The organism is Streptomyces sp. NPDC005576 (genome assembly GCF_042871745.1).
GTDB lineage: Bacteria > Actinomycetota > Actinomycetes > Streptomycetales > Streptomycetaceae > Streptomyces.
On the sequence record NZ_JBIAJC010000017.1, the window covers coordinates 150,895 to 164,041 of the forward strand.

Consider the following 13,147-nt stretch of genomic DNA (forward strand, 5'->3'; position numbering starts at 1 on the left):
CCCACTCCCCGGCCCCTCCCCGCCCCTTCCCGCGCGATCCCGGTCGACTGTCGGATCCGGTCGTTATGGTCATCACCATGGACGGGACACACGAGATCGGTACGCACACGACACAACACCCCGCGACACAACACCCCGCGACGCCACACCCCGCGACGCCACACCCCGCGACACCGGACCGTGCGACGCCGCACCACGCGTCACGGCACACCGACAGCACGGACCGGGACGCACACGACAGCACCGAGCGGGCCCACGCCCCGGCACTGACCCCGACCGAGCCCACGGCCTCGCGCCAGGCACCCGCCCCCTACGCACGCTCCGACATCGAACGCTGGGACACCGAGGCGGACAAGCGGCCCGGCCGCACCGCGTTCCAGCGCGACCGCGCCCGCGTGCTGCACTCCGCCGCGCTGCGCAGGCTGGCCGGGAAGACGCAGGTCGTCACCCCCGGCACCCGGGGCGTCGGCTGGGACGCCAGTCCGCGTACCCGGCTCACCCACTCCCTGGAGTGCGCGCAGGTCGGCCGGGAGCTCGGGGCCGCCCTCGGCTGCGACCCGGACCTGGTGGAGACGGCCTGCCTCGCACACGACCTCGGCCACCCGCCCTTCGGCCACAACGGCGAGCTGGCGCTCAACGAGTTCGCCGCCGACTGCGGCGGCTTCGAGGGCAACGCCCAGTCGCTGCGGCTGTTGACCCGGCTGGAGCCGAAGCGATTCGTCCGCGACCCGCGCACCGGTGAGCTCGCCAGCGTCGGCCTCAACCTCTCCCGGGCCGCGCTCGACGCCGCCACCAAGTACCCCTGGCCGCGCGGCGCTCACCCCACCGACCCGAAATCGGCCAAGTTCGGGGTGTACGAGGACGACCTGCCGGTCTTCTCCTGGGCCCGCGAGGGCGCCCCGGCCGACCGGACCTGCTTCGAGGCCCAGGTGATGGACTGGTCCGACGACGTGGCGTACTCCGTCCACGACTTCGAGGACGGCCTGCACGCGGGCCACTTCGTCCCCGCCCTCCTGCACGACCCGTCCGAGCGCGCGGCGATCTGGGCGGCGGCCATCGGCCGGTACGTCCCCTCGGACACCGACCCCGAGGAGCTGGCGGAGGCGCTCGACCGGCTGACCGGCCAGGAGTGGTGGCCGCACGGCTACGACGGTTCCGCCGTGGCCCAGGCCCGGCTGAAGGACGCCACCAGCCAGCTCATCGGCCGGTTCTGCCAGGCGGCGGAGACCGCGACCCGCGAGGTCCACGGCCCGGGCCGGCTCACCCGCTACGGCGCCGAGCTGGTCGTCCCCCGCGAAGTACGCGCCGAGTGCGCGGTGCTCAAGGCCGTCGCCGTCCGGTACGTCATGCAGCGCACCGAGCAAGCGGTGATCCGCGCCGATCAGCGCGTCGTCATCGCCGAACTCGCCGCCGCGCTCACCGCACGGGCGCCCGAGGGTCTGGAACCGCAGTTCCGTGCCCTGTACGGGACGGCGCCCGACGACCGTGCCCGCAAGCGCGTCCTGGTGGACCAGATCGCCGCCCTCACCGACGCCTCCGCCCGCTCCCTCCACCTCCACCTGACCGGGCAGGCATCCTGAGGGCCGTTCCCTCACGCGCCGTGACCTGCGGGCGCGGCGGTCGCACGGCGCGGCAGGGCGGATGATGTGCTGGCACACAGCCGGGCCCGCGATCATGGGACATGCGCCAAGAGGGGCACACCCCCTTTCGCCCTCACCCTCCGTGCGGGAGGCTCGCAGGGTGAGGGCGCCGCGCAGTACGCACTGAGGAGGCAGCAAGTGGTGGACGCACACAGGACGTTCGTCATCGTCGGCGGGGGACTGGCCGGCGCGAAAGCGGCCGAGGAACTCCGCTCGCAGGGGTTCGACGGCAGGGTGATCCTGATCGGCGACGAGCGCGACCACCCCTACGAGCGGCCGCCGCTCTCGAAGGGATACCTCTCCGGAAAGGCCGACCGCGACAGCGTGTTCGTCCAGGAGAAGGCGTGGTACGCGGGCGCCGACGTGGAACTCCACCTCGGTCAGCCGGTCACCTCCGTCGACCGGTACGCCCGTTCCGTCCAGCTCGGCGACAACACGGTCATCCACTACGACAAGTTGCTCCTCGCCACCGGCTCCGAACCGCGCCGCCTGCCCGTCCCGGGCACCGACCTGGTCGGCGTCCACCACCTGCGCCGCCTCGCCCACGCCGACCGGCTGCGCGGGGTGCTCTCCGCCCTCGGCCGGGACAACGGCCACCTGGTGATCGCCGGGGCCGGCTGGATCGGTCTGGAGGTCGCGGCGGCGGCCCGCGGCTACGGCGCCGAGGTCACCGTCGTGGAGCCCGAACCGACCCCGCTGCACGGCGTCGTCGGCCCCGAGCTGGGCCAGATCTTCACCGACCTGCACGCCGACCACGGCGTTCGCTTCCACTTCGGCGCCCGCCTCACCGAGATCGTCGGCCAGGACGGCGTGGTGCTCGCCGCCCGTACCGACGACGGCGAGGAGCACCCGGCCCACCACGTGCTCGCCGCGATCGGCGCCGCCCCGCGCACCGGCCTCGCCGAGGCCGCCGGACTGCGGCTCGCCGACCGGGCGCACGGCGGCGGCATCGCCGTCGACGCCTCGCTGCGCACCTCGGACCCGCACATCTACGCCGCCGGGGACGTCGCCTCGGTGGAGCACCCGCTCTTCGGTACCCGGCTGCGCGTCGAACACTGGGCCAACGCGCTGAACGGCGGCCCGGCCGCCGCCCGCGCGATGCTCGGACAGGACGTGACGTACGACCGGGTGCCGTACTTCTTCTCCGACCAGTACGACCTCGGCCTCGAGTACTCGGGATGGGCGCCGCCGGGCAGTTACGACCAGGTCGTCATCCGGGGCGACGCGCGCAAGCGCGAGTTCCTCGCCTTCTGGCTGCGGGACCGCCGGGTGCTGGCCGGGATGAACGTCAATGTGTGGGACGTCACGGAAACCGTCCAGGCGCTGATCGGCGCCCGCGCCCCGCTCGACCCGGATGCCCTGGCCGACCCCTCGGTCCCGCTCGAATCCCTGCTCTGACCTCCTCCTCCGTCCCCCTCCCGCCCCGGGGGCCCGTCCCGTACACGGAGCCGTCCCGGCACCTTGGTGTACGGGACATGCCACCGGCAACCCCGGGGCGCACCTGCGCGCCGGGACGGCCCCGGGTGCACCGTGAGGCCCCGGCCCGCCGGTCAGGGCAGCAACCCCTCGCGCCCCCGTAGACTTCATCCGTGGCTGGCAGGATCAATGACGACGACGTGAAGGCGGTACGGGACGCGGTCCCGATCGACTCCGTCGTGTCCGAATACCTCCAGCTCAAGAACGCGGGCGGGGGCAACCTCAAGGGCCTCTGCCCCTTCCACGACGAGAAGTCCCCCTCCTTCCAGGTCAGCCCCTCCAAGGGTCTGTTCCACTGCTTCGGCTGCCAGGAGGGCGGCGACACCCTCGCGTTCGTGATGAAGATCGACCACCTCACCTTCTCCGAGACGGTCGAGCGCCTCGCCGCGAAGGCGGGCATCACCCTGCGCTACGAGGAGGGCGGCTACAACCCCTCCCACCAGCGCGGCGAACGCATCCGGCTGATCGAGGCCCACCAGGCCGCCGCGAAGTTCTACACCGAACAGCTCGACGGACCCGAGGCGGAGATCGGCCGGAAGTTCCTCGCCGAGCGCGGCTTCGACCAGGCCGCCGCCGCCCACTTCGGCGTCGGATACAGCCCGGCCGGCTGGGACCACCTCACCCGCTACCTGCGCGGCAAGGGCTTCAGCGACAAGGAACTCATCACCTCCGGCCTCTCCCAGGACGGCCGGCGCGGCCCGATCGACCGGTTCCGGGGCCGACTGATGTGGCCCATCAGCGACACCGCCGGGGAGATCGTCGGCTTCGGCGCGCGCAAGCTGCGCGACGACGACAACGGCCCGAAGTACCTGAACACCCCCGAGACCCCGATCTACAAGAAGTCGCAGGTCCTCTACGGCATCGACCTGGCCAAGAAGGACATCGCCAAGGCCAGCCGCGCCGTCGTGGTCGAGGGCTACACCGACGTCATGGCCTGCCACCTGGCCGGCGTCACCACCGCCATCGCCACCTGCGGCACCGCCTTCGGCAACGACCACATCAAGATCCTCCGCCGTCTCCTGATGGACAACGGCAGCGCCCGCGTGATCTTCACCTTCGACGGCGACGCGGCCGGCCAGAAGGCCGCCCTGCGCGCCTTCGAGGACGACCAGAAGTTCGCCGCCGAGACCTACATCGCCATCGCGCCGGACAACATGGACCCCTGCGACCTGCGCCTGGTCAAGGGCGACGACGCCGTCCGCGACCTGGTCGAACCCCGCACCCCGCTCTTCGAGTTCGCGCTCCGCCAGATCGTCGCCCGCTACGACCTGGAGACCCCGGCCGGCCGCGCCGCCGCCCTGGACGAGGCCGCGCCCGTCGTCGCGAAGATCAAGACGAGCAGCGTGCAGCGCGAGGTGGCCGTCCAGCTCGCCGGCCTCGTCGGCATCCTCGACCAGGAGTACGTCGTCCACCGCGTCCACCAGCTCGCCCAGTGGGCCCGCGGCCGGGGCGGCGACAGCGGCAGGTCCGGGAGCAACGGCAACAAGCAGGCACGCCCCGGCGCCCGGCACCAGGACGTGGCGCCCGCCTCCATCGCCCCCTCCGGCCCCGCGCTCAACCTCCGCAGCCCCGCCCACCGCACGGAGCGAGAACTCCTCAAGCTGGCCCTCCAGCGGCCCGCCCTGGTCTCGCCCGCCTTCGACGCGTACGGCACCGACGAGTTCACCGCCCCGCCCTACGCGGCCGTCCGCGAGTGCATCGCCGAGGCCGGCGGGGCCGAACAGGGTGTCGCCGACCCCCGCGACTACCTGGCCGCCGTCCTGGACGCGACCCCCCACGACTCCGTCCGCAAACTCGTCACCGAGCTGGCCGTCGAGGTCTTCCACGGCAAGTCCATCGACGAGGCGTACGCGGGCACGCACCTGGTCAAGGTCCGGCTGCGCGCCGTGGACCGCCGGATCGACGACGTACAGAGCAGCCTCGCCCGCCTCGGCTCCCAGGTCGCCCCCGACCACCTCGCCGCCGCGCAGAACGAGGTCTGGGTCCTCCAGCAGTACGCCCAGGCGCTCCGCAACCACGGCACCGACGCGCTCTGACGCTCCGCCGACCCGGCACCGGCTCTCCCAGAAAGTCCCCGCACGCCCCTCGTGGCGGTGTTGTGTCGTACGCCACACTGGACGGCGGTGCCTGAGTCATCGGAGCGCGTCGGCCCACCGAGGGCGGACCCCCGCCACAGCGTTCCGGCAGCGATCACCTGGAGGTCGCCCCCGTGCAGACCCGGACCCTGACGAGCACGACGGACCATGCGCCCCCGCGCACCCCCGCCTACGCGCCCGCGATTCCCCAGCAGGGCAGGGCCGCGCACCATCCGGAGAGCGGGGCCCGGCCGCCCGCGCCCCCCGACGCCGTGCTGGAGGAAGAGGACGACGAGGAGCGCGAACCCGCCCCGACCCCGAGCCGGACCACCGACCACACCGGGGCCGGCTCGGACCTCCTGCGCCAGTACCTCCGGGAGATCGGACGCGTCCCGCTGCTGACCGCCGCCGAGGAGGTGGAGCTGGCCCGCCGCGTCGAAGCCGGACTCTTCGCCGAGGAACGCCTCGCGGCGGACCCCCGCCCCGGCCCCCGGCTGGCGCACGACCTGGCCCGGATCGCCGCACTCGGCCGCACCGCCAAACGCCGCCTCATCGAAGCCAACCTCCGGCTCGTCGTCTCCGTCGCCAAACGCTACGTCGGACGCGGCCTCACCCTGCTCGACCTCGTGCAGGAGGGGAACGTCGGGCTCATCCGGGCCGTCGAGAAGTTCGACTACACCCGGGGCTACAAGTTCTCCACCTACGCGACCTGGTGGATCCGCCAGGCGATGTCCCGCGCCCTCGCCGACCAGGCCCGCACCATCCGCGTGCCGGTCCACGTCGTCGAGCAGATCAACCGCGTCGTCCGGGTACGCCGCCGGCTGCTCCAGGAGCGCGGATACGAGCCCGCCGCCGGGGAGGTCGGCGCCGAACTCGACCTCACCGCGGAACGCGTCCGCGAGATCCTGCGACTCGCCCAGGAACCCGTCTCGCTGCACGCCCCGATCGGCGAGGAGGAGGACGTCTGCTTCGGCGACCTCATCGAGGACGGCGACGCCACCTCACCCGCCGAGTCGGCGTCCTCCCTGCTGCTGCGCGAACACCTGGAAGCGGTGCTCTCCACCCTCGGCGAACGCGAACGCCGGGTCGTCCGGCTCCGCTACGGCCTGGACGACGGACGCTCCCGCACCCTGGAGGAGATCGGCACCCTCTTCGGCGTGACCCGCGAACGCATCCGCCAGATCGAGGCGAAGACCCTCGCCAGGCTCCGCGGCCACGCCTACGCCGAACAGCTCCGCGGCTACCTCGACTGACCCGGGTACAGGTGATGTCCGGCCGCCCCGGACACGCCGGAGGGCGCCCCTGGACCGGCCGTCACGCGGCCGTCCAGGAGCGCCCTCCGGTGGGGCTCTACGTGGCTCAGTCGACCTCGGCCAGCGCCTCCGCGAACTGCGCCGCGTAGAGCCGCGCGTACGCGCCCTTCGCCGCGAGCAGCTCGTCGTGCGAGCCCTGCTCCACGATCGAACCGTTCTCCATCACCAGGATCACGTCGGCGTCCCGGATCGTGGAGAGCCGGTGCGCGATCACGAAGCTGGTCCGCCCGTGCGCCAGGCGCGCCATCGCCTTCTGGATCAGCACCTCGGTACGGGTGTCGACCGAGCTGGTCGCCTCGTCCAGCACCAGGATCACCGGGTCGGAGAGGAACGCCCGCGCGATGGTGATCAGCTGCTTCTCGCCCGCGCTGACCCCGGTGCCCTCGTCGTCGAGGACGGTGTCGTACCCCTCGGGGAGCGTACGGACGAACCGGTCGGCGTGGGCCGCCCTCGCCGCCTCCTCGACCTCCTCCCGGGTGACCTCGCGCGCGGCGCCGTACGCGATGTTCTCCGCGATCGAACCGCCGAACAGCCAGGTGTCCTGGAGGACCATCCCTATCCCCGAGCGCAGCTCGTCGCGCGACATCCGCGCCACGTCCACCCCGTCCAGCACGATCCGCCCGCCGGTCACCTCGTAGAACCGCATCAACAGGTTGACCAGCGTCGTCTTGCCCGCACCCGTCGGCCCCACGATGGCCACCGTCTGCCCGGGCTCCACGCTCAGCGACAGATCCTCGATGAGCGGCTTCTCCGGGTCGTAGCGGAACGACACCTTCTCCAGCCGGACACTGCCCAGCAACTCGGCGGGGCGCTCCGCGTCGGCCGGGTCCGCCTCCTGCTCGTCGGCGTCCAGCAGCTCGAAGACCCGCTCGGCCGAGGCGACACCGGACTGCACCAGGTTCGCCATCGACGCGACCTGCGTCAGCGGCATCGAGAACTGGCGCGAGTACTGGATGAACGCCTGCACATCGCCGATGGACAGCGACCCCGACGCGACCCGCAGCCCGCCGACGACCGCGATGAGCACGTAGTTCAGGTTCGACACGAACATCATCAGCGGCTGCATGATCCCGCTGTTGAACTGCGCCTTGAAGACGGCCTCGTGCAGCGCGTCGTTCTCCTCGGCGAACCGCTGCGCCGACTCCTCCTGACGCCCGAAGACCTTCACCAGGTTGTGCCCGGTGTACATCTCCTCGATGTGGGCGTTGAGCCGGCCCGTGACCTTCCACTGCTGCACGAACTGCGGCTGCGAACGCTTGCCCACCCGCGAGGCCACGAACACCGACAGGGGCACCGTGACGAGCGCCACCAGCGCCAGCAGCGGCGAGATCCAGAACATCATGACCAGCACGCCGACGATCGTCAGCAACGAGTTGATCAACTGCCCCATCGTCTGCTGGAGCGTCTGCGAGATGTTGTCGATGTCGTTGGTCGCCCGGCTCAGCACCTCACCGCGCTGCTTCTTGTCGAAGTACGACAAGGGGAGCCGCGACAGCTTCGTCTGGAGATCCTCGCGGAGCCGGAACACCACCCGGTTGATCACCCGGATCGACAGCCGCGTCGACACCAGCATCAGCAGCCCGGCACCGACGTAGACCGCCAGCACCGCGAGCAGGACATGCCCCACCGCGGTGAAGTCGATGCCCCGGCCCGGAGTGAAGTCCACCCCGGAGAGCAGATCGGCGAGACCGCCGTCGCCCTCGTCCCGCAGGTGCTGGATCGCCTGCGCCTTCGTGGTCCCCGCGGGCATGCTCCGCCCGACGACCCCGCCGAAGATCAGGTCCGTCGCCGCACCGAGGATCTTCGGCCCGACCACCGACAGCGCCACGCTCAGCACACCGGCGCAGAGCATCAGGTACAGCGTGGACTTCTCCGCGCTGAACCGCCCCAGCAACCGCTTGGTCGACCCCTTGAAGTCGGCCGACTTCTGTACGGGCGCCCCGGCCATCATCCGTCCGCCCGGCCCGGCCATTACGCCGCCTCCGCTTCCGTCAGCTGGGAGAGAACGATCTCCCGGTACGTCTCATTGCCGTCCATCAGCTCGCGATGGGTGCCGGTGCCCACGACCCGGCCCTCGTCCAGGACGAGAATCCGGTCGGCCTCGCGGATGGTCGACACCCGCTGCGCGACGATCACCACCGTCGCGCCCGCCGTCGCCCGCCCGAGCGCCGCCCGCAGCGCCGCGTCGGTCGCGTAGTCGAGCGCCGAGAACGAGTCGTCGAAGAGGTAGATCTCCGGCTTCCGCACCAGCGTCCGCGCGATGGCGAGACGCTGCCGCTGACCGCCGGAGACATTGGTGCCGCCCTGCGCGATCGGCGCGTTCAGGCCGTTCTCCAGCTGCTCCACGAACTCCTTGGCCTGCGCCACCTCCAGCGCGTGCCACAGCTCCTCGTCGGTCGCGTCCGGGTTCCCGTACCGCAGGTTCGACGCCACCGTCCCCGAGAAGAGGTACGGCTTCTGCGGGACCAGGCTCACCGTCTTCGCCAGCAGGGCCGCGTCCAGCGTCCGCACGTCCGTCCCGTCGACGAGGACCTCGCCCTCCGTCACGTCGAACAGCCGCGCCACGAGCCCGAGCAGCGTCGACTTCCCGCTGCCCGTCGACCCGATGATCGCGGTCGTCTCGCCGGGCCGCGCCACCAGATCCACCGCGCGCAGCACCGGCTCCTCGGCACCCGGGTAGCGGAACTCCGCTCCCCGCAGCTCCAGGTGGCCGTGGCGGCGCAGCTCCGTCACCGGGGCGACCGGCGGCACCACGCTGGACTCGGTCTCCAGGACCTCGTCGATGCGCTCCGCACACACCTCCGCGCGCGGCACCATCATGAACATGAAGGTGGCCATCATCACGGACATGACGATCTGCATCAGATAGGAGAGGAACGCAGTCAGCGCGCCGATCTGCATCCCGCCGCTGTCGATCCGGTGCGCGCCGAACCACACCACCGCGATCGACGACACGTTGACCACGGTCATCACGGTCGGGAACATCAGCGCCATCAGCCGGCCCGTGGACACCGCCACGTCGGTCAGCTCGGTGTTCGCGCCCCGGAACCGCTTCACCTCGTACCCGTCGCGCACGAAGGCGCGGATCACGCGGTTGCCGGTGATCTGCTCGCGCAGCACCCGGTTCACCGTGTCGAGCCGCGTCTGCATCGTGCGGAAGAGCGGCCGCATCCTGCGGACGATCAGGCTCACCGCGATGCCCAGCAGCGGCACCACGGCCAGCAGCACGGCGGAGAGCGGCACGTCCTGGCCCAGCGCCATGATGATCCCGCCGACGCACATGATCGGCGCGGACACCATCAGCGTGAAGGTCATCAGGACCAGCATCTGGATCTGCTGGACGTCGTTGGTCGTACGGGTGATGAGCGAGGGGGCCCCGAACCGGGCGACCTCGCGGGCCGAGAACGACTGCACCCGGTCGAAGACCGAGGCCCGCAGGTCGCGGCCGAGCGCGGAAGCGGTCCGCGCCCCGAAGTAGACGGCGCCGATGTTGCAGACGACCTGGAGGACGCTGACGGCGATCATCACGCCGCCGTACTCAAGGATGTAGCCCGTGTCCCCCTTCACGACACCGTTGTCGATGATGTCGGCGTTCAGGCTGGGCAGGTAGAGCGAGGCGCAGGTCTGCAACAGCTGGAGGAACACCAGCAGCAGGATCGGCCTTCGATAGGGGCCCAGGAAGGACCTGAGCAGTTTTATGAGCACGCGTGTCTCTCGGGTCGGCGAACGGCAGAGGCCGACCCATTTTGCCGCGCGCATCTCCGCGGAGACGAACGGTTTTCCCCAAGCCGAGGTCAAGAAGAGCGCGCACCCCCCAGCCGTCAGCCAGTGATCACCTCCTGGCGGTCCAGCCGTCCAGCCGTCCAGCCGTCCGTCAGCCCGTGATCGGGTCCCGGCCGTGCGTCCGTCAGCCCGTGACCGGGTCCTGGCCGTCGAACTCGAAGGCCCCCGGGTGGATCTGCTCGCGCGTCGCCTCGTACTGCTGACGCACCGCACGCCCCACGGGCAGCTCCTCGCCCGGTTCCAGCACCTGCGCCGCAGCTCCCTGCCAGGCCGGGGGAGTCCCCGGGTCGAGCCGGCCCTGCGAGACCCCCAGCGCCCACGCCGCCTGCCGGGCCGCGCCCAGCGCCGCGTACTGCGCGGGCTGCGGCACGACGACCTGCGTACCGAAGATCGCCGGAGCCATCGCGCGCACGGCGGGCAGCTCGGCCGCCGCGCCCAGCAGGAACACCCGCCGTACGTGCACCCCACGCCGGCGCAGCACGTCGAGCGCGTCGGCCAGCGAGCAGAGCATCCCCTCGAACGCGGAGCGCGCCAGGTGCTCCGGCTTCATCGACTCCCGCCGCAGCCCGCAGAGCGTGCCCGCCGTGTGCGGGAGCCGCGGGGTCCGCTCACCCTCCAGGTACGGCAGCAGCACGAGACCGGAGGACCCGGGCGTCGACTTCAGCGCGAGCGCCGACAGCTCCTCGAGTCCGCCGTCGAGACCGAGCATGTCGGCGGTCCCGCGCAGGGCCCGTACCGCGTTGGAGGTGTGCACCACCGGCAGGTGCATCCCGGTGGCGTCGGCGAGGGAGGTGATCATCCCGTGCGGGTCGGCGAGTGCCTCGTGGTGCACCGCCATCACGGAACCGGAGGCCCCCAGCGACACCACGGCGTCCCCGACGGCCACCCCCAGCCCGAACGCCGCCGCCATCGTCTCGCCCGTACCGGCGGAGATCAGCAGCCCCTCGGGGGTCGTCCCGGCCGCGTCGGACGGGCCCAGCACCTCGGGCAGCGCGGCCTGGTGGCCGAGTGCCAGCTCCACCAGGTCGGGCCGGTAGGACGAGGTCTGCGCCGACCAGTACCCCGTGCCCGAGGCCGCGCCCCGGTCGGTGGTCCGTCGCGCGGGACGGCCGAGCAACTGCCACACCAGCCAGTCGTGCGGCTGGAGCACCATGGCCACGCGCTGGGCGTTCTCCGGCTCGGTGCGGGCCAGCCACCGCAGCTTCGCCACCGGCTGCGCGGCCTGCGGCACCGCCCCGACCGCCTCGGCCCAGGGCTGCCGCCCGCCGAGCCCGTCGATCAGATCCGCCGCGGCGACCTGCGCCCGCCGGTCGTTGCCCACCAGCGCGGGACGGACGGGCGTGCCCTGCCGGTCCAGCACCACCAGCCCGTGCTGCTGCGCGGCGACCCCGATGGCCTCGACCTTCTCCAGCAACCCGCCGGCCGCCGCCTCACCGAGGGAGAGGAGCCAGGCCTGCGGATCGACCTCCGCGGTCTTCGGTTCGACCGGATGTGCGGCGTACCCCTGCCGCAGCACGGCACCCGTGTCCGTGTCGCAGACGACGATGTGTGTGAAGGCGGCGGAACTGTCCAAGCCGGCGACTATGCCCATGTACGGATTCTGCCGCATCGCGTCCGCTTTCCCGCAACGGCCTCCGGTTTCCGGTTTCCGGCAACGGCCTCCGGCCCGGGCCCCGGTGTTCTGCCGGGGCCCGGGCCGGAGGCCGTCGGGCGGGGTGTTTCTGTCGGGGCGCCTCTGGGGCGGCGGCCGGCGGGAGGCAGGTGGTTCAGGTGTTCGTGGTGCCCCAGTCGTCCTCGACGCCGTTGTGCCCGGCGCGATCCCGGAGCGACCGCACCCGGTCGGCCACCGAGGCGGGCACCCGGTCCCCGACCTTCTCCCCGACGATCTCGCTCACCGAGTGGTACGCCTTGCCCGCGTACTCCCGGCCACTCTGCGCGGCGGACTCCACGGTGTTCCGCACGGCGGGGTTCTCGGCGACCTGGCGGGCGGACTTCTTCAGCTTCTCGTAGCGCTCCCGGCCGGCCCGCGTGCCGAGCACGTAGCCGAGAGCGAGGCCGGCGATGAACGTGAGCCGGTACCGCATGGCAGTCACCCTTCGTTCTGCGTTCCCTGCGTGGGACGTTTGCTGCGTGGGACGTTCGCTGCTTGGGACGTCTGCTTCCCGCCTACCCGGAGACGCCCGAGATCACCCCGGGACATACCGATTGGCGAAGCACCCCCCTGCTTGCGCTAATGTATGTGTCGCAGCGAACGCGCGCCGCTCGGCAGTAGCCAGGCAGGTACGATTTCGAGGCAACGCAGCAATCCCCTGTAGCTCAATTGGCAGAGCAGCCGGCTGTTAACCGGCAGGTTACTGGTTCGAGTCCAGTCGGGGGAGCGCGGTCCCCTGTAGCTCAATTGGCAGAGCATTCGGCTGTTAACCGGAGGGTTACTGGTTCGAGTCCAGTCGGGGGAGCCAACGGAAGAGGGCCCTTCGGGGTCCTCTTCCGCGTTGTGGACCCCACCGCCACCGGCCACCCCCGGCCCACCCGGTCGCGCCCCGCTGCCCGGCCGCTCCGAGCCCCTCCGGGGCCTCTCCCGTGACACGTTCGGGTTGCTTCCCAGCCGCCTGGAACCGGGCAGCACGCAGCGCGGTCCTCAAGATCAAGCGAAGTCGACCAGCCGCAGCGAGAGATCGTATGACCGGCTATGCTGCGGCAGACGGCGCGCACACTTGTACGCGCCACGCCGAAACGGGGCGGTAGCTCAGCCGGTTAGAGCAGCGGACTCATAATCCGTCGGCCGTGGGTTCGAGTCCCACCCGCCCCACCTTCGCGCAGGTCGAGAGAAACGTTCCCACCTGCATCCGAGCGCCCCGAC

8 protein-coding genes and 3 tRNA genes are annotated in these 13,147 nt (G+C 71.6%); 7 read left to right on the forward strand and 4 right to left on the reverse strand.

Features of this window, described 5'->3' with window-relative positions:
- Nucleotides 1-77: 77 nt before the first annotated feature.
- The 4 genes from ACFYPN_RS27840 to ACFYPN_RS27855 all read left to right on the forward strand — a co-directional run bounded on the left by ACFYPN_RS27840 (nt 78) and on the right by ACFYPN_RS27855 (nt 6,444).
- The gene (locus ACFYPN_RS27840; protein ID WP_389301948.1) at nt 78-1,580 is read left to right on the forward strand and encodes a deoxyguanosinetriphosphate triphosphohydrolase; all 1,503 of its coding nucleotides are present in this window, start codon (nt 78-80) and stop codon (nt 1,578-1,580) included.
- A 198-nt stretch (nt 1,581-1,778) separates the two neighbouring features.
- A complete protein-coding gene (locus tag ACFYPN_RS27845) occupies nt 1,779-3,038 on the forward strand; it encodes an NAD(P)/FAD-dependent oxidoreductase (protein ID WP_389301950.1) in 1,260 nt (419 codons plus the stop codon).
- Nucleotides 3,039-3,229: 191 nt separating this feature from the next.
- On the forward strand, nt 3,230-5,152 hold the full coding sequence (gene dnaG / locus ACFYPN_RS27850) for a DNA primase (protein WP_358760987.1): 1,923 nt from the start codon (nt 3,230-3,232) through the stop codon (nt 5,150-5,152).
- Nucleotides 5,153-5,325: 173 nt separating this feature from the next.
- Nucleotides 5,326-6,444, forward strand: a complete 1,119-nt coding sequence (locus tag ACFYPN_RS27855) for an RNA polymerase sigma factor (RefSeq protein ID WP_358760986.1) — start codon at nt 5,326-5,328, stop codon at nt 6,442-6,444.
- Between the two features lie 106 nt (nt 6,445-6,550).
- Here the strand turns inward: ACFYPN_RS27855 and ACFYPN_RS27860 are convergent, their stop codons facing one another.
- The 4 genes from ACFYPN_RS27860 to ACFYPN_RS27875 form a co-directional block, all read right to left on the reverse strand.
- Nucleotides 6,551-8,476 carry an ABC transporter ATP-binding protein gene (locus ACFYPN_RS27860; protein ID WP_358760985.1) on the reverse strand — a complete coding sequence of 642 codons (1,926 nt, stop codon included), beginning with the start codon at nt 8,474-8,476 and terminating at the stop codon, nt 6,551-6,553.
- Complete coding sequence (locus ACFYPN_RS27865; protein ID WP_389301952.1) at nt 8,476-10,209, reverse strand: ABC transporter ATP-binding protein; 1,734 nt, start codon at nt 10,207-10,209, stop codon at nt 8,476-8,478. Before ACFYPN_RS27865 ends, ACFYPN_RS27860 begins: the two co-directional genes overlap by 1 nt.
- Nucleotides 10,210-10,411: 202 nt before the next feature.
- A complete protein-coding gene (locus ACFYPN_RS27870) occupies nt 10,412-11,878 on the reverse strand; it encodes an FGGY family carbohydrate kinase (protein WP_358760983.1) in 1,467 nt (488 codons plus the stop codon).
- Between the two features lie 175 nt (nt 11,879-12,053).
- Entirely contained in the window at nt 12,054-12,371 is a 318-nt protein-coding gene (locus ACFYPN_RS27875; RefSeq protein WP_358760982.1) for a YtxH domain-containing protein, read from the reverse strand.
- Between the two features lie 221 nt (nt 12,372-12,592).
- Here ACFYPN_RS27875 and ACFYPN_RS27880 point away from each other — a divergent pair.
- The 3 genes from ACFYPN_RS27880 (at nt 12,593) to ACFYPN_RS27890 (ending at nt 13,096) form a co-directional block, all read left to right on the forward strand.
- Nucleotides 12,593-12,665: transfer RNA gene (locus tag ACFYPN_RS27880), tRNA-Asn, on the forward strand.
- Between the two features lie 5 nt (nt 12,666-12,670).
- Nucleotides 12,671-12,746 (forward strand) — tRNA-Asn (locus tag ACFYPN_RS27885).
- 276 nt (nt 12,747-13,022) lie between these two features.
- Nucleotides 13,023-13,096: transfer RNA gene (locus tag ACFYPN_RS27890), tRNA-Ile, on the forward strand.
- Nucleotides 13,097-13,147 lie beyond the last annotated feature (51 nt).